We start from the raw sequence: 20709 nt of genomic DNA on the forward strand, positions 1-20709 counted from the left end.
GGATGAATACCGCCACGAACTCCGCCGTCATCCTGAGGTGCGAGCCGTCTTCGGCTCGCCTCGAAGGATGGCCGCAAGCGGCGCTGTCATCCTTCGAGGCGCGCAAGTGCGCGCACCTCAGGATGACGGTCTGTGCAAGTCGCCTGCAAGGAAATTGAAGCCATGGTGACCTTCTACGGCAAATCCTTCGCCTCGCGCCTCCTCATCGGCAGTGCGCTCTATCCCTCGCCCGCGATCATGCAGGCGGCGATCCGCGCCTCCGGCTCGAACATCGTCACGGTGTCGCTGCGCCGCGAATCCGCCGGCGGCAAGACTGGCGATGCGTTCTGGAAGCTGATCCGCGAGCTCGACGTAACCGTGCTGCCGAACACCGCCGGCTGCCGCAGCGTGCGCGAGGCGGTGACCACGGCAAAGCTCGCGCGCGAGCTGTTCGGCACCTCCTGGATCAAGCTCGAAGTCATCGCCGACAACGACACGCTGCAGCCTGACGTCGTCGGCCTGGTCGAAGCCGCGACCATCCTGATCAAGGACGGCTTTGAGGTGTTCCCCTATTGCACCGAGGATCTCTCGGTCGCCAACCGCCTGGTCGATGCCGGCTGCAAGGTGGTGATGCCGTGGGCCGCCCCGATCGGCAGCGCCAAGGGCATCACCAACCGCGATGCATTAAAACTGCTGCGCGAGCGGCTGCCCGACATCACGCTGGTCGTCGACGCCGGCTTAGGGGCGCCCTCGCATGCGGCCGCAGCGCTCGAGCTCGGCTACGACGCCGTGCTGCTCAACACCGCAATCGCAAAAGCTGCCGATCCCGTCGCGATGGCGAACGCCTTCCGCCTCGGCTGTGATGCCGGCCGCACCGCTTTTGAAGCCGGGCTGATGAACGCCCGCGACTTCGCCTCCCCCTCCACCCCTGTCGTTGGGACCCCGTTCTGGCATGCCGTATCCTGATCGCTTCTATCCTGTCGTCGACAGCCTCAAATGGGTCGAGCGGCTGACAAAACTCGGCGTCGGCACCATCCAGCTGCGCGCGAAAGAGCTGAACGATGCCGAGGCGCTCCAGATCGTCACCGACGCGCTGGCGATCACGAACGGCACGCAAACCAAGCTGGTCGTGAACGACTACTGGCGCGCGGCGATCGTCGCCGGCGCAAAATACCTGCATCTCGGCCAGGAGGATCTGGCGGATGCCGATCTCAAGGCGATCCGCGAAGCGGGCCTATCGCTCGGAATCTCCACGCACGACGACGCCGAGCTTGCGACCGCGCTCAAGGCCGAGCCCGATTACGTCGCGCTCGGTCCGATCTTCTTCACCACGCTCAAATCGATGCGCTTCGAGCCGCAGGGCATTCCAAAGATCACGGAATGGAAGAAGCGCATCGGCAACATCCCGCTGGTCGCGATCGGCGGCATCAAGTTCGAGCACGCCGCGGAGATCTTTGCCGCCGGCGCGGATTCCATCGCCGTGGTGTCCGACGTCACCCAGAACGCCGACCCCGACGCGCGTGTGCGGCAATGGCTCGGCCAGTCGAAGGAGGCGGCGTGATGCGCACGCTCTCTCCACACCCTCAACTGTCATCGCCCGGCTTGACCGGGCGATCCAGTACGCCGCGGCCTCTCGGCTCTAGCCGCACCGCCTCGGAGTACTGGATCCCCGCCTTCGCGGGGATGACAGCAGTATTTGTCGCTCGCGCAGCGATGCCAACGAACTAAAAGGAGGATCCCATGAACATCCGCTCCAATCCCGACAAGACCGTCCCCGCCGTCACCACCGGCCCCCTTCCCTCCTCGCGCAAGATCTTCGCCTCGCCGGATGCGGCACCGGACATCCGCGTGCCCTTGCGCGAGATCATCCTCTCCGAAGGCGCGGGCGAGCCGAACCTGCCGGTCTACGACACCTCGGGCCCCTACACCGATCCGTCCGTCACCATCGACGTCAACGCCGGCCTTGCCCGCAGCCGCAAGCAATGGGTGCTGGAGCGGGGCGGCGTCGAGGAATATGAGGGCCGGCAGATCAAGCCGGAGGACAATGGCAGCGTCTCCACCGACAAGGCCGCGCGCGCCTTCTCGGCCTATCACAAGCCGCTGCGCGGCCTCGACGGCCACAAGATCACGCAGCTCGAATTCGCCCGCGCCGGCATCGTCACCAAGGAGATGATCTACGTCGCGGCGCGCGAAAACCTCGGTCGCAAGCAGCAGCTCGAGCGCGCGGAGGCGGCGCTTGCCGACGGCGAAAGCTTCGGCGCCGCGGTGCCCGCCTTCATCACGCCGGAGTTCGTGCGCGACGAGATCGCGCGCGGCCGTGCCATTATCCCCTCCAACATCAACCACAGCGAACTCGAGCCGATGATCATCGGCCGCAACTTCCTGACCAAGATCAACGCCAATATCGGCAACTCAGCGGTGACCTCGTCGGTCGAGGAAGAGGTCGAGAAGATGGTGTGGGCGATCCGCTGGGGCGCCGACACCGTGATGGACCTCTCGACGGGTCGCAACATCCACACCACGCGCGAATGGATTTTGCGCAACTCGCCGGTGCCGATTGGCACCGTGCCGATCTATCAGGCGCTGGAGAAGTGCAACGGCGATCCCGTCGCGCTGACCTGGGAGCTCTACAAGGACACGCTGATCGAGCAGTGCGAGCAGGGCGTCGACTATTTCACCATCCACGCCGGCGTACGCCTGCAATACATCCACCTCACCGCTAACCGCGTCACCGGCATCGTCAGCCGTGGCGGCTCGATCATGGCGAAGTGGTGCCTCGCGCATCACAAGGAGAGTTTTCTTTACACCCACTTCGACGAAATTTGCGACTTGATGCGCAAATACGATGTCTCCTTCTCGTTGGGTGATGGCCTGCGTCCAGGCTCGATCGCCGACGCGAACGACCGCGCGCAGTTTGCCGAACTCGAAACGCTCGGCGAACTGACAAAAATCGCGTGGGACAAGGGCTGCCAGGTCATGATCGAGGGCCCCGGCCACGTGCCGATGCACAAGATCAAGATCAACATGGACAAGCAGCTCAAGGAGTGCGGCGAAGCGCCGTTCTACACGCTTGGACCGCTGACCACCGACATCGCGCCGGGCTATGACCACATCACCTCAGGCATCGGCGCCGCCATGATCGGCTGGTTCGGCTGCGCCATGCTCTGCTACGTCACACCGAAGGAGCATCTCGGCCTGCCTGATCGTAACGACGTCAAGACCGGCGTCATCACCTACAAGATCGCCGCTCACGCCGCCGATCTCGCCAAGGGCCACCCGGCAGCCCAGCTGCGCGACGACGCCCTCTCCCGTGCGAGGTTCGAATTCCGCTGGACCGACCAGTTCAACCTCGGCCTCGACCCGGACACCGCCAAGAGCTTCCACGACGAGACCCTGCCGAAGGAAGCCCACAAGGTCGCCCATTTCTGCTCGATGTGCGGCCCAAAATTCTGCTCGATGAAGATCACGCAGGACGTGCGGGACTACGCGGCGACCCTGAACGATCCGAACTCGGTGGGCATGTCGATGCAGGGCACGGCCGAGGACGGCATGGCGAAGATGAGCGCGAAGTTCAAGGAGATGGGGAGTAGCGTTTATCTGGATGCGGAGAAGGTGAAGGAGAGTAATCGGGTGTTGTGAGGGGCTCAGCCCGAGCATCTTTTGAACAGTTGCAAGGCCGGGCTCAGCCCGGCCTTTCGCTTGAGACCAGCCGGATTTCTTCTTGCAGCGACCTATATTCAATGAAGCCAGAGGGCTTGCCGCTACCGCACTTCACAATCTAAGATAGCTATGTCGCGCGAACGTGTCTCCGGGTAGCTTACCGGATGGCATCCACGGGCATAATAGTACGAATTCTACGATCTTTTCATATTGGCCGAAACGAGCGGACAACAGTACACCGCAAGTGCCCTGGCAAATCTGGCACGAAAGTCATTTGCAGGAACATGCTCCATGGCTGGACCGAAACAAAGCGGGCTTTCGACTACGACACTCTACTTGATAGCGACTGTTGTGTTTCTAGTCGGCTGTGCACTGACATTCTTCACCGGCACAGAACATCCCGAGGGTTGGACTGCACTGCAGGTTGCCTTGCTTCACGTTGCGAAGGAAATCGGCTTCGCCCTCATAGTTGCCGCCGTTGTTTGGATGGTATTTGAGCAACTCGCGGCCAGGCACGAGCAGGCAATCTGGAACGCCCGTATCGAGTCGATCTCCGAGAATGTATTTTACGGCGTCTTGCGTCGACAAATACCAGCGGGCGTGCTGCACGTAGCCAATCGACTAGCTTTGACACAAAGCCTTTTGCGTAAGAATTTCCGTTACGATATCAGGTTACTTGACCCTGAAGAGGGTGGCAGTGCCGAATATCTAGAGCTCCGGGTAAAGGCACGCTACCAATTAAGTAATGTGAGCGACATTGTCGCTAAACATAGCCTGAAAGGACATCTTCCCGAACCAACGAGCAAGGGTCCTCGTGGAAAAGTCAAATTTCATCACGTTGAAGTTCGACTGCGAAAAGGAGCGTCTGACGGAACACCTGCCGAGCTCGTGGACAAAGCGAATGCGTCTCTCAAGCCTGACGGAAATCGTATCGCATTTGATATTGGTGAATTCGCCGTCGAGCCGGAGGACACGCTCTCCTGTGAGCTTGAATATTCGCTAATCAAATCCTCCGAAGACACTGACTTAATCCGGACACATCTTCCAGCCGAAGCGCTGACCGTTTCGATAAAGGATGAAACTAAGAAGCAGTTTCTAATCCAAGCCCTCTCGATACACGATAGGGACGTCATTTCAGCGAAGAACGACGTCGAGCAAGGCTCGTATGAGTATCAAATTAATGATTACCTCTTACCTCACCAAGGGATGTTGCTGTGGTGGAAACCACGAAAATAGAGCAAGCATGAAAGCCGATGTCCTCGCGTGACATTTGCGTTTTGCTTCTTGAAAGACAGCGACCTGCTCAACACTATGAGCCCCCGCCTCCCCGACCAGCTCCGGCCCAACCTCCGCCTCGTCTTCGTCGGCACCGCCGCCTCGACGCGCTCGGCCGAACTCGGGCACTACTACGCGCATCCCGGCAACCGCTTTTGGCGCGCGATCCATGAGGCCGGGATCACGCCGCGGCGCTATCAGCCGGGCGAGTTTGCCGCGCTGATCGAGCTTGGGATCGGCTTCACCGATCTCTCCAAGACGGGGGCCGGGATGGATCACCAGATCGCGGCGGAGACGATCGACGTGCCGGGGTTCAGGAAGAAGATGGAAAAGTACCGGCCGCGGACGGTTGCGTTCACGAGCAAGAAGGCGGCGAGCTTGTTCTATGGCAGGCCGTCAGCTGCGATTGCGCTGGGGCGGCAGGTGCGCGATGCAAGCCTGCCGGAGATTTTTGTGCTGCCGTCGCCGTCCGGCGCGGCGTCCGGGCATTGGACGCTGGAGCCGTGGCGCGAGCTTGCGAAGTGGATTGCCGAATAGCGTAGATTGACGATGGCGCCTCACACTCAGTCGTCGTCCCTGCGAAAGCAGGCAGGGAGACGTTTGGCGAAGACTCGTCGTTCGGTACTTCTACCGGCAGCAAGCCGATCGATCACGCGGTATGGGTCCCGGCGCCCGTGCGCAATTGCGCACTAGGCCGGGACGACACCGGGGGTTTGGCGCGCAGCTTCGTAGGGTGGGCAAAGGCGCGTCAGCGCCGTGCCCACGTCGACAGCACGTGGGCACGGCGCGCGAAGAGCGCGCCTTTGCCCACCCTACGAGAGCACGCGCGCCTAGAGATCGAAATTGGTCGGCATCATCACCACGTCGCGGATGGTCATGCCGCGCGGCCGTGTCAGCATGAACATCACCACTTCGGCGACTTCGCTGGCCTCCAGCAGGCTGCCGGAGTCCCTGGCATCCTTCAGCTTCTCGGGCGGCCAGTCCGCGAGCAGCGAGGTGACGACCGGGCCGGGCGAGATCGAGCCGACGCGGATGCCGTGCTTGAACACCTGGCGCCGCACCGTCTGGACGAAGCAGTTGATCGCCCATTTGGACGACGCATAGACCGGCTCCCATGGCGTCGGAAAATGCGCCGCCAGCGAGCTCGTGACGATGATGTCGCCGGTCCGGCGCGCAATCATGTGCGGCAGCACGTCGTGCACGTTCTTCATCACGACGTTGACATTCAGATTCAGCATCCGGTCGATCGCCGTGGTGTCGGCATCGACGAGGTCGCCCCCGACATAGCTGCCCGCATTCGCATGCAGGATGTCGAGCTGGCCCGCGTTCTCCAGAACGCGCGGCAGCAACGTGGCGCAGTCCCTGGGATCAAGCAGGTCGACGACCAGCGGGATCACGGCATCGCCGTGCTTGCGATTGAGCGTCGTCAGCGCGGCCTCGTCGCGGTCGACCATCACGACGCGCGCGCCCGCGGCCAGCATCGCCTCGGCACTCGCAAGACCAATGCCCGACGCAGCGCCGGTCACGGCCGCAACCTTGCCTTCCAATACTCTTGCCATGAGATCACCATTCAGCTGAGGTCGGCAGTATAGCGACCTCAGGTGAATTGGCGATGTGGATCGCCGGCGTCGACAGCACGTGGGCACGGCGCGCGAGGGGCGCGCCTTTGCCCACCCTACGGCACCGGGGCTCCCTCACCCCGCATACGCCTTGTCCAGGTCCGCGATCACGATCTTCCGCATCTTCATCATGGCCTGCATGACGCGGTTCGCCCTGGTGCGATCGGGGTCGCCGAGGTAGCGGCCGAGCGCTGATGGCACCACCTGCCAGGACAGGCCGAACTTGTCCTTGAGCCAGCCGCATCGCGACTCCTCACCGCCGTCGGCGGTGAGCGCTTCCCAGAAATGATCCACCTCGCCTTGCGTCTCCACGCTGATGAAGAACGACACCGCCTCGTTGAAGCGGTGTTGCGGCCCGCCGTTGAGCGCGTGGAAGCGCTGGCCTTCGAGCTCGAACACCGCCATGAAGTCGCTGACGGTCTCGATCTTGGCGTTGGGGAACACCGATTTGTAGAACGCGACGGCCTCGGGGACGTTGTTGTCGAACCAGAGGAACGGCGTGATGGAGGTCATGGGCGGGGATCCTTTCGGCAAGGGGGGCTTCCCAAGGACGCGGCCGGGAGCGGCGTTCCGACATTGAGATGCGAGATTTTTTCGACCGGCCGCAGTCCGTAGGATGGGTAGAGCGCAGCGAAACCCATCAATCGAGCCAAAACGGCAGATCGGGCGGTTCAATGATCGGTTTCGCTGCGCTCTACCCATGCTACGCGGAAAACCGAATAGCCTGTCGGAAGCCGCCCTGCTCGTTCGTCCTCTGGACCTGACGATCACCCCGGAGACCGCCGATGCCTCCCACCATCACCGCCTTCGAAAACTCGCCCGACCGCGGCCGGGGACAGGCGCGCGACATGCGCGTCCGCTGGGCGCTGGAGGAAGTCGGGCAGCCCTATGACGTCCGCCTGGTTTCGTTCAAGCAGATGAAGGAGCCGGCGCACCTTGCGCGGCATCCGTTCGGGCAGATTCCGACCTATGAGGACGGCGATCTCGCGTTGTTCGAGTCCGGGGCGATCGTGCTCCACATCGCCGAACATCATCCCGGGCTGCTGCCGGACGAGCCGAATGCACGCTCGCGCGCGATCGCATGGATGTTCGCCGCGCTGAACACGCTGGAGCCGCCGATCGTCGAGCTCGGCATGGCGATGCTGTTCGAACGCGACAAGAGCTGGTACGAGGCGCGCCTGCCCATGCTGCAAGATCGCGTCCGTGTCAGGCTCGGCGAATTGTCCCTCCGCCTCGGCGGGGCCGACTGGCTCGACGGCGCTTTCAGCGCCGGCGACCTCGTGATGGTGACGGTGCTGCGTCGGCTGAACACATCGGGGCTGCTGGAGGAATATCCTGACATCGCCGCCTATGTCGCCCGTGGCGAGGCGCGGCCGGCGTTCAGGCGGGCGTTCGATGCGCAGCTGGCGGTGTTTACCGCGGCGTCGCGTTCGTAGGAGCAAGGTTCGGAGCGGCGCCACCCTCCACTGTCGTCCCCGCGAAAGCGGGGACCCATAACCACAGGGAGAGATTTGGCGAAGATTCGTCGTTCGGTACTACGGCCGCCCACGACACACAGATCACGCGGTATGGGTCCCGGCGTTCGCCGGGACGACACCGTGAGCTTGGAGAATTTCGCTCCCCATTGCATCCATCTCGGCGCCCCTGCATGCTGGCCCCGCCATCACAGGGGAGCCGCCGCATGCTGACCCTTTACTCCTACCCGGAACTGTTCGGCGTCGCCGACAACAACGGCTACGGCCTCAAGGTCTACGCCTTCCTCAAGCTCGCGGGCGTGCCGTTCGTGCACGAGCACATCTTCGATGCCTCCGCGGCGCCGCGCGGACAGCTGCCTTATATCGTCGACGACGGCGAGACCATCGGCGACAGCGAGACCATCATCGCGCATGCGATCGCGAAATATCGCCTGACCATCGATGCCGCGCTGTCGGCGGAGCAGCGCCGCACCAACCACCTCGTCACGCGCATGCTCGATGATCTCTACTGGGTGATGTCGTATTCGCGCTGGAAGGACGAGCGCTTCTATCCGGCGTTCCGCGACGGCTTCATCGCGCAGCATCCGCAGATCAATGCGGAAGGGTTCGAGAAGGCCAAGGCCTACAACGCGCAGCGCTATCATTTCCAGGGCATCGGCCGCTATACGCCCGAGCAGGCTTACGCGCGGGGTCTCGCCGATCTGCAGGTGCTGGCCGAGATCGTGCCGGCCACGGGTTTCGTGCACGGCGCGGCCCCGACCAGTGTCGATGCCGGCATCTACGGCTTTGTCGCGAACATCTACTATTTTCCGATCCCGACGCCGCTGAAGGCGTTCGTCGACGCGCACAAGAACCTCGTCGCGCATTGCGAGCGGGTGCATGCGATGGTGTCGGCCTAATCGGCGGTCTCGTAGGGTGGGCAAAGCGAAGCGTGCCCACGACCTGTATCCATCACGGGCGAATGGTGGGCACGGCGCTTGCGCGCCTTTGCCCACCCTACGGCACCGAGTCAGACGGCACCGTCTTCTACCGCATCGTGATCGCAAGCCCGCTCAGATCCGCATTCGCCATCAGGCCGACTTGCGTGCCGGTCAGCTCCAGCACCGCGCCCTTCTGGTTGGTGAGCACGATGGCGCGGGCGCCGCGGCCGACGGCGAGGCCGGCACCGGCAGCGCCATAGACGCCGGCGACGTCGGAGGGACGGTTGATGTTGGAGACGCGGCCGCGCAGCACGGTCTTGGAGCCGCCGAAGACGAGGCCGTAATCGAGCCCGCCGGTGGAGAGCGGATAGGCGCGGCCGCGGAAGTTGAGGACGCCCGAGCCGCCCGAGCCGCCGATGATCCAGCCCGCCTTGTAGATCGTCAGCACCACGGTGCCGCCGTCGGCCCGTGCAGCGGTCGAGAGGCCGGCAAGCGCGGCAATGGCGACCAGCGCGGCGCGGAAGGTGGATGCGATCTTCATGGAGAATCTCCGGGGGCTATTTTTCAAGGGGGAAAGCGAATCAGACGCGACGAATCTATCCGATCGATCGCGGCGGCAACATGATCGGGGTGGGCGCGGGTTGCGAGGTCCAGCAACACCCCAACTGTCATCGCCCGGCTTGACCGGGCGATCCAGTATTCCGGAGACGTTGGTGATTGAACCGAGAAGCCGCGGCGTACTGGATGCCCCGGTCAAGACGCCGCCGCGATCATGCCATTCTGCCAGTGTTTTGCCCGACGCGTCAAGCCGAACTTCTGTCTTTCCGAATCAGCTGACAGATCTCGTCGTTTCTACTGTGCATGGGGTTGTTTTCGAATTTTTGTTCAGGCCCCCTCTCGCAATGCCGATTGCAACTCCCCCGCATCTGGCTACGCTCAAGCGCCGACGCCACCCCGAGGTGACCCATGCCGATCCAGCATTTCGCGCCCCCGCCGCACGTCAAGGCGCCGCCGCTGTCGTTTGCGACGCGTGTCGGCGACCTCCTGTTCGTGTCCGGCATTCCCGGCTTCGATGCCCATGGCGCGCTGCCTGACGGCTTCGATGCGCAGTTCGCCAACGTCGTCGTCAACATTCGCCGCGTGCTCGACGAGGCCGGCGCGACGGTCCGCGATCTCGTCAAGGTCAACGTGCTGCTGACCCGCGCTTCCGATGTCGCCGCGATGAATGCGCTCTATGCAGGCAGCTTCGGCCCGCCGCCCTACCCGGCGCGCACCACCTGCGTGGTGCACGCCCTGCCAGATCCGAAGATGCTGATCGAGATCGAGGCGGTGGCCTCGCTGGCGAAGTGAGCCGCGCCAGACACGTGTGACTTGCGGGACACGCGGCCAGACCAAGTGCGCCGCTGCGTCTGACATGTCCGTGAACGGCCGCTCTCCCCGGCTTGCAAAGGACCTGCCTTTACCGCACGAATTTTCCGCTCACCCTTCCCCACAAGGAGATACTTCATGCGTCGCGTTCTCGCCCTCTGTGCCGTTGCCGGCATCGCCAGTTCCGTGTTCGCCGTGCCGGCGTCGGCGGCGGTCGGCTATTACGTGATCCGCTGGGACAACACCGGCATCTGCCAGGTCTGGAACGAGGACCTGAAGTACAAGCCGTTCCAGATTGGGGTGTCGACCTATAAGGTCGTCAGCAAGCCGCTCCCCACCTTCACTGATGCCTCCAATCTCCAGATCAAGCTGCGCGCCGAGCGCCGCTGCACGCTGTAAGCCTCACGCGACGAATCGCGTTCGGAAGGGCGGATCGCTACGAGCGGTCCGCCCTTTTGCTTTGCCGGCGCCCTCGCTTTTTCAGGCGAAATCAGGCGTTTCCCGCGGCCGCGCTTTGAACCTGCTTTGCGGATGGAACTACTCACATCTTGTCCGGGGCGCCTGCCTGAAAGCGTCCCGCGCCACCTCCTCCCGTCATTGTCGGGAGGCGCATCACATCTTTCATTTGAGGAGCTATCATGCGTCGTATTTCCATGCTGTGCGCTGCCGCGGGTCTTGCCATCACGGCCTTCGCCGCCGCGAGCCCTGCCGAAGCCAGCTATCACCTGATCCGCTGGCAGGACACCGGCTTCTGCCAGATCTGGGACGAGAGCATCCCGACCACGCCGTGGCCGGCCGGCTATCACCGCGCCAGCCAGACCGTGCCGACCTTCGTCGACGCGCTGATGCTGAAGGACCATGCGCTGAAGGCCGGTCACTGCAGCTGGTAAGATCCGATCGGCGGACGACAAGGGCCGGGCAAGGATGCGATGCTAGCATCCTTGCCCGCTCGCGTTTCTATCCTTCGGCCTTCGGAGCAGAACGATGCGCCCGACGACGACAGCAACGGTTCTCACAGCTTCGCTCCTGCTCGCGGCGGCCGCGCAAGCGCAGGCGCCGCAGGCCTTCCGGGTGATCTCGCCGATCTTCAGCCAGCTCGTCAGCTTCGCGATGCCCTCGCAATTCAACGTGGTGTTCGAGAACACCAAGGGCGGCCACTACATCCGCGAAGCCGTGCTCAAGGGCGAGACGCCCGAGCGCTGGACGCAGATGATCACAGTGACAGGCGAGAAGGGCATGACGCTGACGCCGGGTCACTCGCCCGAAGCATTCGCCGCCACGATCGCCGGCGGCTTCAAATCCGCCTGCCCCGACAGCTTTGCGGTGCAGCCGCTCGGCGCCATGACATTCGGCGGCTTCGAGGCTTTCGCTGCGGTGATCGGCTGCGGCCGCATCGACAGCGGCCCGACCCGCCACAGCGAGACCGCGCTGCTGATCACGCTGAAAGGCACGCGCGACTACTACACCATCCAGTGGGCCGAGCGCGGCCCCGAGACCGACGAGCCGCCGGTCAGGGACGAACGCTGGCAGACGCGCCTGAGCGATCTCGGCCCGATCGCGCTCTGCCCGATCGTGGCGGGGGAAGCCCCGCCCTATCCGAGCTGCGTGAACAAGAGCTGAGGCGGCCGCACGCTCGACTGCCGTAGGGTGGGCAAAGCGCAAGCGTGCCCACCACTTCCATCCACCATCACGAAAGACGTGGGCACGGCGCGATGCGCCTTTGCCCACCCCAGGAGATCTCGCTTGGAGCGCTCACGCGTCCTTGTGCGCGCCGGGATGGATCAGGATGTCGCGCGCGGCGGCGAGGTCGATGAAGGCCTCGGTGCTGCCGCCCTGGTCGGGATGCATGCCCTTGGCGGCGCGGCGATAGGCCTGGTTGATGTCCTCGCAGGTGAGCTGCACCGCGAGCGGCAGGCCGAGCATCTTGCGGGCACGATCCTCGCTGGAGAGTTTTTTCGGCGCGGCGTTGCGGCGGCCGAAGCGCGGCGCGGCGAGGTCATGGACGACATCGAGGACCACAGCGAGGCGGCGCTGGGCCGCCAGCGTGACGCTGTGATCGTCATTGTCCACGGCCTGGCGCAGCACCGGAAGCGCCTGCTCGGCGGCCTGCCGCAGCATCGGTTCGGTGCTCATCCGCGCGATCTCGGCGACGAGCCGGCCCGCCTCGGCGAAGTCGGCCGACTGTGCCGAGCGCAGGCGTTCGAGAGCGAGTTTCCAGGAGTCCAGCCGTTCCATCATGCGCGCAACGTTTAGCAATGAAGATCAGTATGCCAAGGCCGCCGTTTCCGACCCCTTAATTTCGAGTTAGCCTTTCGTGAAACTTCGAAAAGAAATCGGGAGGAAATTGTCATGGCATTGCTCGCAAACCACATCGCCGTCGTCACGGGCGCCGGCTCCGGCATCGGCCGGGCGATCGCGGCCGGCTACGCCCGCGAGGGCGCGCAGGTGGTTCTGCTCGACGTCAATTCCGACACGGTCGCTGAAGCCGCCCAGGAGATCCGCAAGGCCGGCGGCAAGGCCGAGAGCTTTGCGCTCGACGTGACCCGGCGCGAGGACTGCTTTGCGCTGGCGAAGCAAGTGGCCGACAAGGTCGGACAGGTCTCGATCCTCGTCAACAATGCCGGCATCACCCGCCGCAACGCCTTCACCGCCGAGACGGAGACGGTGGCGAAGGACTGGAACGACATCATCTCGCTCAACCTCAACGGCGTCTTCAACATGACGCAGGCCTTCCTTAGCCCCCTGCGCGCGAGCAAAGGCCGCATCGTCAATATCGGCTCGATCCAGTCCTTCGTGCATCTGCGCACGCCGAGCTCGGCGGCGTACACCACCTCGAAGCATGGCGTGCTCGGCTTCACCAAGGCGCTCGCAGTCGAGCTCGGCAAGGAAGGCGTGCGCGTCAACGCGATCGGGCCCGGCTTCATCGAAACCAACATCAACGCCAATGTACGCGCGACCAAGCCGGCGCTGGTGCAGGCCTTCGTCGATCACACCCCGCTCGCGCGCACCGGCAAGCCCGAGGACATCGTCGGCCCCGCGATCTTCCTCGCCTCAGATCTGTCGGCCTACGTCACCGGCACGATCGTGATGGTGGACGGCGGGTATCGCACGGTGTGAGGCGCGACGCTCCATCCACTTGCTCGTGTCATCGCCCGCGCAGGCGGGCGATCCAGTACGCCGCGGCCCCTCGTGGGACGCGTCTCGGAATACTGGATGCCCCGCCTTCGCGGGGCATGACAGTGAACATGTCGCACGAGATCGTCCCGCATCACTATGCATCTCGTGCCAATCGCGGCCGCATCGCGGCATTCCTGAGGTCATCTGGTGCCATCGGGTTTGGTTAACGTTTCATTAACCAAACCCGCCCACCGTGGTTCTACGGCTTGGGGGTCGTTTGTTCTCGATCCGCTTCCAGCGAAGGAAGCGGGCGTTGATCGGGGTGTGTTGATGACCACTGTTCATGTCGCGGCGCCGCAGGACGCACAATTCCTCGCTCCCAACCAGATCGTTCCGCTGCTGATCGGCGCGACCGTCGACGAGGTCGAGCGCGAGCTCGTGCTTCAGACGCTCGCGCGCTGCGACGGCAATCGCACGCGCGCGGCGCGTGTGCTCGGCCTGTCGGTGCGCACGTTGCGCAACAAGATCAGGATCTATGCGGCGTCCGGCATCGAGGTGCCCGCGTATCACGATTAGTGCGCGCGCGGCCATGCGAGGCGGATCATTCCGCCGCCGAGAACCGCAAGCGCGATGACGGAGACCGCGGCCGCGATCAGCTCGATGGCGCGGAGCACGAAGGCCGTCATGACGGCCCATGACGATTGCGGCTCCTCGGCAAAGGCGATCGGCACGACGTCGGGCACCAGCAGATAGGCAAGGCCGAGCGCCGCCGCAAAGGTCGCGGTGGACAGGCAGAATATCTTCCAGGCTGCGCGCATCGGCTGCTCCTCGCGAGCTTGTCTCCGCGTGCCATTCAATGGCACGGCATCCCATGGCGCCGATTGATGTTGATCAAGCCCGCTGCGAGGCGCGGGCGGAATTGCTGCTGTCGTCAAACGCCGCTAAGTAGCTTGCTTCCGCAGAGGGGAGTAGTGGCGTGGCAGACGAACAGGGCCGGCAAGGACGACAGGGGCCTCAGGGCCGGCAGGGCGAGCCGGGACGGCCGGGACCGCAGGGTCACCCGGGCAAGCGGGGGCCGGACGGCGCGCGCGGCAAGCCGGGGCCTCAGGGCAAGCCTGGCCTGGCCGGAAAGGCCGGACCGCAGGGCAAGCCCGGCCTGCCAGGCAAGGCCGGCGACGCCGGTGCGGTCGGACCGCAAGGGCCGGCGGGGCCACAGGGCGAGCGCGGCGAGGCCGGACCGCCCGGCCAGCTGCCGTCGATCGAGCAGGTGCTGCCGTGGCTGGATCAGTTGTTCGACGCCTGGGACGAGCGCCGCCGCCAGCGCGAGCGCGAAGCCGCCGAGCGGGAAGCGCAGGAGGCGGCCGAGCGCGCCGCGCTGGAAGCGGCCGTGCAGGAGACTGACGTGACGCACGGCGAGGACGATGACGACGATGACGACGATCACAAGAAAAAGAAGAAAAAGAAGAAGCACGGCCACTAAGACCGGCGGGCGAATCTAGTCCGTCCGATCCTCACGTCGCGACAGCATGCCCATGCGCTCGAACTGCCAGCGCATGGCCCGGTACCAGAGATAGCCGACCGCCGCGCCGCACAAAGCGAGGATGACGACGTTCGCGCTCGAGAACGAGCCGCTCCACCACATCATCCACGCGGTCCACAGCAGCGTGAAGATGATGGCACCTGCTTTCAGCGGAAGAAGGGGGCGGCTCATGATCGTGCTCCGGGCTGTCAAAACCCCGGCAGACATCGTCGCAGCTTGAGGCGCCTCCGACCGTGAGCCAGATCACGGAACGGCTCAGCCGAAGCGCAGCCGCGAGCGCTCCTTCGCCCTCTCCGCCTCGATCTCGCGGTCGCGCGCCGGCGCATGGGTATGCAGCGAGGCCAGGAGTTTTCGCGCGGCTTCCGAGACCTCCGCCACCGCGCGCTCGAACACCTCCTCATTGGCCTGCGAGGGCTTGTTGAAGCCGGACAATTTGCGCACGAACTGGAGCGCGCTGGCATGGATCTCGTCCTCCGTCGCCGGTGGCTCGAAGTTGAACAGCGTCTTGATGTTGCGGCACATACAATCTCTCCCGGGGTTTCCATAAGGACGATCGGCGGAAACGAAATCCTACATCGTCAAGCGCAGTTCTGCTAAGTTCCGCAGCAATGCGGCCGCCGATGACGAGCCGCCACGGGGAGAGAAACATGAAGGCGTCTTCGGCCGCGCTGTCGGCTATCCTGCTGTCGATTTCAACGTCGGTCATGGCCGCCGATTATCCAGCGCCGAAGCAGGGCGACTGGATCGCCAGGGATTTCAAGTTCCACACCGGCGAGACGATGCCGGAGCTGAAGCTGCACTACACCACGGTCGGTGAGCCCAGCGGCCAGCCAGTGCTGGTACTGCACGGCTCGGGCGGATCAGCGGCGAGCATGCTGACGCCTGCTTTTGCCGGCGAACTGTTCGGCCCAGGCCAGCCGCTCGACGCCGCCAAATACTACATCATCATTCCCGACGGCATCGGCCACGGCAAATCGTCAAAGCCGTCCGACGGCATGAAGACGGGCTTTCCGAAATACGATTACGACGACATGGTCGAGGCGCAGTATCGCCTCGTGACCGAAGGGCTCGGCGTCAAGCATCTGCGGCTCGTCATCGGCAATTCGATGGGCGGCATGCACACCTGGCTGTGGGGCGAGAAATATCCCAAGACGATGGATGCGCTGATCCCGATGGCCTCGCAGCCGACCGAGATGGCCTCGCGCAACTGGATGATGCGACGGATCATGCTCGACACCATCCGCAACGATCCCGACTACAACGGCGGCAACTACACCAGTCAGCCGCGCATGATGAAATACGCCATCACCGCCTACGGCATCGCCAGCATCGGCGGCACGCTCGCCTATCAGCAACAGGCGCCGACCGCGGCCAAGGCCGACAAGATCGTCGACGACCGCCTGGCCACGCCGATCACGGCGGATGCCAACGACTTCGTCTACCAGTGGGAAGCCTCGCACGACTACAATGCCGGCGAGAAGCTGGAGGCGATCGAGGCCTCGCTGCTGCTGATCAACTCCGCCGACGACGAGCGCAACCCGCCCGAGACCGGCATTACGGACGCTGCGATGAAGCGCGTCAAGAACGGAAAGCAGTATCTCATTCCCGCGAGCACGGAGACGCGCGGCCACGGCACCACGGGCAGCGCAAAATTCTACAGCGAGCAGATCAAGCAATTGCTGCAAACCGCGCCGCAGCGGACGATGTGAGACGAGCAGCTGGACAGCATGTCGAAGGCTCGCTTTCGCAAGGCTGCACTGGCGCTCCCCGGCGTCATCGAGGGCGCACATCACGGCCACGCCGACTTTCGTGCCGGCAAGCGCGTGTTCGCGACCCTGGGCTACCCCGATGACACATGGGGTATGGTGAAGCTCACGCCGGACCAGCAGGCCGTGCTCGTCGACGCAGAGCCGGAGATGTTTCGTCCGGTGCCCGGCGCCTGGGGCAAGAGCGGCAGCACGAATGTGAAACTGGCGAAGATCGATCCGGTGACGCTGCGAAGCGCGCTCGAGATGGCCTGGCGCAATGTTGCGCCGAAATCGCTGCTCGCATCGCTCGAGACGCGATAGCGAACATCATATCGCAACGCATCATGTGCGCCGCCTCTCGCGCCGCATATTATTTGAGCATGCAATGCGCTGACAGCTCGGGCTTAATCGCATCAACGATACGAATCGAAACGCGACGGAGGATCGCATGCACAGGCTCACGCTGTGCGTTTGGCTGGCCGCGACGACGAGCACCGCCTTTGCGTTCGATAACGGTCAGTACGATCACGTCCCGCCCGACATCCGCGCCTGGTTCAAGAGCGTGATTGCGCCGAACGGCGTGCCGTGCTGCGACATCTCGGATGGCCATCGCACCGACTACGATGTGCGCGGCGGCGCCTATTGGGTGCCGATCGAAGGACATTGGATGGAGGTGCCCGAGCGCGCCGTCATCCGCGATCGCGGCAATCCGGTTGGACAAGCCGTGGTGTGGTACGTCCATCACCGCGGCGCTATCATCATCAGCTGCTTCGTGCCGGCGGATGCGGTCTAATGCCTCGTGGTATTTCCATTGGCCGGAGGCGGCGCGATCGGCTAGTTTGACGCCAAGCTGATGTGGAGGCACGCCGTTGACCGATCTTTGCGCCGAAGACCTCGCCACCATCTATGCCAAGCCGAGCCCGCGCGTGATCGCGAAGGCGCGTCCCGCGATCGATGCGCATGCGAAAAAGTTCATCGAGATGTCGCCGTTCTGCGTGTTGGCAACGTCGGGCGCTGACGGCAGCGTCGATGCCTCGCCGCGCGGCGGCAGCGTCGGCTTCGTCCACGTCGCCGGGCCCAATCAATTGCTGATGCCCGATCGCTCCGGCAACAACCGGATCGACAGCTTTCGCAACGTCGTCGAAGGCTCGGGTTTCGTGCACCTGTTGTTCTTCGTGCCCGGAATCGACGAGACGCTGCGCGTCGGCGGCCGCGGCACGCTGTCGGCCGATCCGGATCTGCTCGCATCCATGGTGGAATTCGGCAAGCCGCCGCGCGCGGTGCTGAACGTTGCGGTCAGCGAAGTCTACTTCCACTGCGGCAAGGCGCTGATGCGCTCAAAGCTGTGGTCGCCGGAGAAGGTGCAGCGCTCGGTGATGCCGAGCATCGGCGAGGTCATTCACGACCAGACCGGCCTCGGCGAACCGGAGAGCCAGGAGATCGTGGAAGCGCGCTACAAGACGCAGTTGTAGGCGGCCGCCGCAATCACGGTGTCGTCCCGGACAAGCGAAGCGCGATCCGGGACCCATAACCACAGGGAGTGGTTTGGCGAAGACTCGTGGTGACCTGCTCGCGCCACACTACTCCCTGTGGTTATGGGTCCCTGCTTTCGCAGGGACGACATCGGAGTGTGTGGTAGACGCCGGAGCTTAATGCCCCTCGCCCTCGAGTCCGCCGACGTGCTTCTGGGTGTAGAGCTCGAGGCCGATGCGGCCGATCAGGTCGAGCTGAGTCTCGAGGAAGTCGATGTGGTGCTCCTCATCGCTCATCAGCTTCTCGAACAGGTCGCGCGTGACGTAGTCCTTGACGCCGTGGCAGTAGGTCGCCGCTTCCTGGTAGAGCGCGCGGGCGCTCATCTCGGCGGCGAGATCGCACTCGATGATCTCCTTGACGTTCTGGCCGATGCGCAGGGGATCGAGCACCTGCATGTTCGGGAAGCCGTCGAAGAACAGGATGCGCGCGGTGAGCTTGTCGGCGTGCTCCATCTCCTCGATGGACTCCTTGCGCCAGACCTTGGCCATGTCGAGGAGGCCCCAATTGTCGAGGAAGCGGTAGTGCAGCCAGTACTGGTTGATCGCAGTTAGCTCGTGACGCAGCGCCTTGTTGAGATAGTCGATGACTTTTGCGTCGCCCTGCATGGTTCACTCCAGCTCTTGCAGTCCAAATCGGCCCTAAACCGAATTTAGAATGCTTCTAAGTCAGTTTAAGGATGAGGGCAACCGGCTACGGGGACGCAGCCGGGGAAAAGCTCAGCCGGGATTGCGGAAGTTTTCAGCAGGCAGCGAGGGCGAACTCGGCGGGCTCGGCCGTCTCGTCATTGGCGGCCACCGTGTGGCTGTGCGGGCAGCCGGAGCAGCAGGACTTGGCGCAGGGGCCGAGGGCTTCATCGATGATGGTCTTGATCGTGCGCGCGCAGCGGCCGCATTCGGCACTGCAACCGAGGCATCCATAGACCTGCTTGGCATGACGCACGGCATCGTCGGACTCGGCGACGGCGGCGCGGATGTCGTCATCGCTCAGCACGTTACAGGAACAAACGATCATGGAAGCGGTAGGCCCTTCGGTGATGCGTCATCATCGATATTTAACGGGCCGTCCGGATGCAAAGGGAAAAACCGGTATTTGAAGCTATTCCAAACTAGGCCGGAAACAGCCTAGAACGGCTCTAAAATACGGTATTGCGGTGGATCAAGATCAGTCGCCGCCACCGCCTCCACCACCATCGCCGCCGCCTCCGCAATCCCCGCCACTGCTGCCGCCATCGCTGCTCGAACAGCTGCCGCTGTCGCTCGAGCCTGACGAGCTGTCGCTGGAAAACCAGTTCCCCAGCGAGAAGCCGTCGCTCGATCCCGAATAGGTGTCGCCGCCGCCACTTCCGCCATCCGTGCCGGCCGCTGCGCGCGAACGCCGGCCCCGGTTCTGCAGATGGCTGATCCAGCCATAGCCGATCGCGAAGATGACCCCGGCAGCAATCAAGGCATTGATCATCGCATTACCCATCATCGCCTCCCTGGTCGCCTCCTTGGAGGACCTGCGACCCATATTAATTGGTCGCACCCCGCAAAGGTGCCGTTCATCGACCGTTCAAATGGAGTATGGAACTTAGGTCCCAAAGAGTTCCCAGAGTTGAAAGGCCAAGCCTATGAAGAAGTCGCTCCTGGCAGTCGCTGCCGTCGCCACCCTGGCCTTGACGGCCGGAACACCCGCCCATGCGCAGCGCGGCGTTGCCGCGGGCGTGGCGGCGGGGATCATCGGCGGCGCCATTGTGGGGGGCGCGCTGGCGTCTCCGTATTATTACGGACCAGGCCCCGGCTATTATGAACCGGGCTATTACCCGCCCCGCTACTACGCGCCGGGTCCGGGCTATGTCGCCGACGACTATTACGGCGGCGGCTGCGTCTGGCAGAAGCAGCGCTTCTGGGACGGCTACGCCTGGCGCGTCCGCCGCGTCCGAGTCTGCGGCTAAGGCGACTTGAGCTGCGTGTGGGCCGATTCACAACGGACACGGCGTTCATCTCGGGGCCCGAAAAAGACCGCTTTTTCTCGTCACAGCTCCGTGTGCGTTTACCGTGGATTGACCATTTGCGCGCTTCCTAGCTGCAAGACCAATTCCATCAGAGTGTGCGTGAACCTTTGAAACCCGGGCGCCTCTAACAAGAGGAACCCATCTCCCAGGAGAGCCAAGAGCATGAAGAAGACTTTAGTTGCCGCCCTCACGGTTGCGACGGTTGCCGGTTCGCTGGTGACCGCCACTCCGCCCGCCAAAGCCGGTGACGGCGTCGGCGCCGGCATCGCAGCCGGCCTGATCGGCGGCGCGATCGTCGGCGGCGCCATCGCGTCGAGCCGTCCGGCCTATGGTGGTCCGGTCTACGTCGCCGAGCCCGGCCCGCCGCCCCCGCCCTGCTACTGGCAGCGCCAGCGCTATTGGGACGGCTACGGCTGGGTCGTCCGCCCGGTTCGCGTTTGCTACTGATCTGATCGCAAGGCGCTGATGAGCGCCGCGATCGA

At 63.9% G+C, this 20709-nt stretch carries 30 protein-coding genes; 20 read left to right on the top strand and 10 right to left on the bottom strand.

Annotated features, from left to right (window positions below):
- Positions 1 to 162 precede the first annotated feature (162 nt).
- From WN72_RS37400 to WN72_RS37420, 5 genes are all read left to right on the top strand, one after another.
- Entirely contained in the window at positions 163 to 945 is a 783-nt protein-coding gene (locus tag WN72_RS37400; RefSeq protein ID WP_027560690.1) for a thiazole synthase, read from the top strand.
- Positions 932 to 1540 carry a thiamine phosphate synthase gene (locus WN72_RS37405; RefSeq protein ID WP_027560691.1) on the top strand — a complete coding sequence of 203 codons (609 nt, stop codon included), beginning with the start codon at positions 932 to 934 and terminating at the stop codon, positions 1538 to 1540. Before WN72_RS37400 ends, WN72_RS37405 begins: the two co-directional genes overlap by 14 nt.
- Before the next feature lie 179 nt (positions 1541 to 1719).
- Positions 1720 to 3618 (top strand): phosphomethylpyrimidine synthase ThiC, encoded by a 1899-nt coding sequence (gene thiC / locus WN72_RS37410; RefSeq protein ID WP_092212752.1) that lies wholly within the window; start codon positions 1720 to 1722, stop codon positions 3616 to 3618.
- A gap of 312 nt (positions 3619 to 3930) precedes the next feature.
- Complete coding sequence (locus WN72_RS37415) at positions 3931 to 4875, top strand: hypothetical protein (protein WP_027560693.1); 945 nt, start codon at positions 3931 to 3933, stop codon at positions 4873 to 4875.
- 75 nt (positions 4876 to 4950) lie between these two features.
- A complete protein-coding gene (locus WN72_RS37420; protein WP_092213077.1) occupies positions 4951 to 5451 on the top strand; it encodes a mismatch-specific DNA-glycosylase in 501 nt (166 codons plus the stop codon).
- Positions 5452 to 5744: 293 nt separating this feature from the next.
- Here the strand turns inward: WN72_RS37420 and WN72_RS37425 are convergent, their stop codons facing one another.
- Complete coding sequence (locus WN72_RS37425; RefSeq protein WP_027560695.1) at positions 5745 to 6473, bottom strand: SDR family oxidoreductase; 729 nt, start codon at positions 6471 to 6473, stop codon at positions 5745 to 5747.
- A 135-nt stretch (positions 6474 to 6608) separates the two neighbouring features.
- Positions 6609 to 7046 carry a VOC family protein gene (locus WN72_RS37430; RefSeq protein WP_027560696.1) on the bottom strand — a complete coding sequence of 146 codons (438 nt, stop codon included), beginning with the start codon at positions 7044 to 7046 and terminating at the stop codon, positions 6609 to 6611.
- A 272-nt stretch (positions 7047 to 7318) separates the two neighbouring features.
- Between WN72_RS37430 and WN72_RS37435 the strand changes: the two genes are divergently transcribed.
- Positions 7319 to 7969 carry a glutathione S-transferase family protein gene (locus WN72_RS37435; RefSeq protein WP_092212754.1) on the top strand — a complete coding sequence of 217 codons (651 nt, stop codon included), beginning with the start codon at positions 7319 to 7321 and terminating at the stop codon, positions 7967 to 7969.
- A 245-nt stretch (positions 7970 to 8214) separates the two neighbouring features.
- Entirely contained in the window at positions 8215 to 8907 is a 693-nt protein-coding gene (locus WN72_RS37440; protein ID WP_167380620.1) for a glutathione S-transferase family protein, read from the top strand.
- 127 nt (positions 8908 to 9034) lie between these two features.
- Here WN72_RS37440 and WN72_RS37445 read toward each other — a convergent pair whose 3' ends face one another.
- Complete coding sequence (locus WN72_RS37445) at positions 9035 to 9469, bottom strand: hypothetical protein (protein WP_092212758.1); 435 nt, start codon at positions 9467 to 9469, stop codon at positions 9035 to 9037.
- 425 nt (positions 9470 to 9894) lie between these two features.
- Here WN72_RS37445 and WN72_RS37450 point away from each other — a divergent pair, with 425 nt between their 5' ends.
- The 4 genes from WN72_RS37450 (at position 9895) to WN72_RS37465 (ending at position 11916) form a co-directional block, all read left to right on the top strand.
- Entirely contained in the window at positions 9895 to 10278 is a 384-nt protein-coding gene (locus WN72_RS37450; RefSeq protein WP_027560700.1) for a RidA family protein, read from the top strand.
- 156 nt (positions 10279 to 10434) lie between these two features.
- The gene (locus WN72_RS37455; RefSeq protein WP_027560701.1) at positions 10435 to 10695 is read left to right on the top strand and encodes a hypothetical protein; all 261 of its coding nucleotides are present in this window, start codon (positions 10435 to 10437) and stop codon (positions 10693 to 10695) included.
- Between the two features lie 239 nt (positions 10696 to 10934).
- The gene (locus tag WN72_RS37460; RefSeq protein WP_092212760.1) at positions 10935 to 11186 is read left to right on the top strand and encodes a hypothetical protein; all 252 of its coding nucleotides are present in this window, start codon (positions 10935 to 10937) and stop codon (positions 11184 to 11186) included.
- Between the two features lie 94 nt (positions 11187 to 11280).
- Positions 11281 to 11916 carry a hypothetical protein gene (locus WN72_RS37465; RefSeq protein WP_092212762.1) on the top strand — a complete coding sequence of 212 codons (636 nt, stop codon included), beginning with the start codon at positions 11281 to 11283 and terminating at the stop codon, positions 11914 to 11916.
- Positions 11917 to 12048: 132 nt separating this feature from the next.
- Here the strand turns inward: WN72_RS37465 and WN72_RS37470 are convergent, their stop codons facing one another.
- Positions 12049 to 12534, bottom strand: a complete 486-nt coding sequence (locus WN72_RS37470) for a molecular chaperone DnaJ (protein ID WP_092212764.1) — start codon at positions 12532 to 12534, stop codon at positions 12049 to 12051.
- A gap of 111 nt (positions 12535 to 12645) precedes the next feature.
- On the opposite strand from WN72_RS37470, the gene WN72_RS37475 reads away from it, so the two are divergent.
- Positions 12646 to 13413 carry an SDR family NAD(P)-dependent oxidoreductase gene (locus tag WN72_RS37475; RefSeq protein WP_092212766.1) on the top strand — a complete coding sequence of 256 codons (768 nt, stop codon included), beginning with the start codon at positions 12646 to 12648 and terminating at the stop codon, positions 13411 to 13413.
- A 330-nt stretch (positions 13414 to 13743) separates the two neighbouring features.
- A complete protein-coding gene (locus WN72_RS37480) occupies positions 13744 to 13989 on the top strand; it encodes a helix-turn-helix domain-containing protein (protein ID WP_027560706.1) in 246 nt (81 codons plus the stop codon).
- Here the strand turns inward: WN72_RS37480 and WN72_RS37485 are convergent.
- Positions 13986 to 14231, bottom strand: coding sequence for a hypothetical protein (locus tag WN72_RS37485; protein ID WP_027560707.1), 246 nt, complete (start codon positions 14229 to 14231; stop codon positions 13986 to 13988). The genes WN72_RS37480 and WN72_RS37485 overlap by 4 nt on opposite strands.
- A gap of 158 nt (positions 14232 to 14389) precedes the next feature.
- Here WN72_RS37485 and WN72_RS37490 point away from each other — a divergent pair, with 158 nt between their 5' ends.
- On the top strand, positions 14390 to 14893 hold the full coding sequence (locus WN72_RS37490) for a collagen-like protein (protein ID WP_092212768.1): 504 nt from the start codon (positions 14390 to 14392) through the stop codon (positions 14891 to 14893).
- 15 nt (positions 14894 to 14908) lie between these two features.
- Here the strand turns inward: WN72_RS37490 and WN72_RS37495 are convergent, their stop codons facing one another.
- Together WN72_RS37495 and WN72_RS37500 are read right to left on the bottom strand one after the other, a co-directional pair.
- Complete coding sequence (locus WN72_RS37495) at positions 14909 to 15124, bottom strand: hypothetical protein (protein WP_027560709.1); 216 nt, start codon at positions 15122 to 15124, stop codon at positions 14909 to 14911.
- An 84-nt stretch (positions 15125 to 15208) separates the two neighbouring features.
- Positions 15209 to 15475: a DUF2277 domain-containing protein gene (locus tag WN72_RS37500; protein WP_027560710.1), complete on the bottom strand. Its 267-nt coding sequence runs from the start codon at positions 15473 to 15475 to the stop codon at positions 15209 to 15211.
- A gap of 125 nt (positions 15476 to 15600) precedes the next feature.
- On the opposite strand from WN72_RS37500, the gene WN72_RS37505 reads away from it, so the two are divergent.
- The 4 genes from WN72_RS37505 (at position 15601) to WN72_RS37520 (ending at position 18173) form a co-directional block, all read left to right on the top strand.
- Positions 15601 to 16662 (top strand): alpha/beta fold hydrolase, encoded by a 1062-nt coding sequence (locus WN72_RS37505; RefSeq protein ID WP_092213079.1) that lies wholly within the window; start codon positions 15601 to 15603, stop codon positions 16660 to 16662.
- 18 nt (positions 16663 to 16680) lie between these two features.
- Entirely contained in the window at positions 16681 to 17022 is a 342-nt protein-coding gene (locus WN72_RS37510) for an MmcQ/YjbR family DNA-binding protein (RefSeq protein ID WP_092212770.1), read from the top strand.
- A 127-nt stretch (positions 17023 to 17149) separates the two neighbouring features.
- On the top strand, positions 17150 to 17494 hold the full coding sequence (locus tag WN72_RS37515) for a hypothetical protein (RefSeq protein ID WP_027560713.1): 345 nt from the start codon (positions 17150 to 17152) through the stop codon (positions 17492 to 17494).
- 76 nt (positions 17495 to 17570) lie between these two features.
- A complete protein-coding gene (locus tag WN72_RS37520) occupies positions 17571 to 18173 on the top strand; it encodes a pyridoxamine 5'-phosphate oxidase family protein (RefSeq protein ID WP_027560714.1) in 603 nt (200 codons plus the stop codon).
- Positions 18174 to 18350: 177 nt separating this feature from the next.
- On the opposite strand, the gene bfr is transcribed toward WN72_RS37520, so the two are convergent.
- From bfr to WN72_RS37535, 3 genes are all read right to left on the bottom strand, one after another.
- Positions 18351 to 18839, bottom strand: a complete 489-nt coding sequence (bfr, locus tag WN72_RS37525) for a bacterioferritin (protein ID WP_011089420.1) — start codon at positions 18837 to 18839, stop codon at positions 18351 to 18353.
- Between the two features lie 133 nt (positions 18840 to 18972).
- Positions 18973 to 19245 (bottom strand): (2Fe-2S)-binding protein, encoded by a 273-nt coding sequence (locus tag WN72_RS37530; RefSeq protein WP_027560715.1) that lies wholly within the window; start codon positions 19243 to 19245, stop codon positions 18973 to 18975.
- Between the two features lie 150 nt (positions 19246 to 19395).
- Complete coding sequence (locus WN72_RS37535) at positions 19396 to 19704, bottom strand: hypothetical protein (protein ID WP_092213081.1); 309 nt, start codon at positions 19702 to 19704, stop codon at positions 19396 to 19398.
- A gap of 139 nt (positions 19705 to 19843) precedes the next feature.
- Between WN72_RS37535 and WN72_RS37540 the strand changes: the two genes are divergently transcribed.
- Positions 19844 to 20167: a hypothetical protein gene (locus WN72_RS37540; protein WP_027560717.1), complete on the top strand. Its 324-nt coding sequence runs from the start codon at positions 19844 to 19846 to the stop codon at positions 20165 to 20167.
- Positions 20168 to 20389: 222 nt separating this feature from the next.
- Positions 20390 to 20674 carry a hypothetical protein gene (locus WN72_RS37545; protein WP_027560718.1) on the top strand — a complete coding sequence of 95 codons (285 nt, stop codon included), beginning with the start codon at positions 20390 to 20392 and terminating at the stop codon, positions 20672 to 20674.
- Positions 20675 to 20709: the final 35 nt, after the last annotated feature.

Source organism: Bradyrhizobium arachidis (assembly GCF_015291705.1).
GTDB classification, from domain to species: Bacteria; Pseudomonadota; Alphaproteobacteria; order Rhizobiales; family Xanthobacteraceae; genus Bradyrhizobium; species Bradyrhizobium arachidis.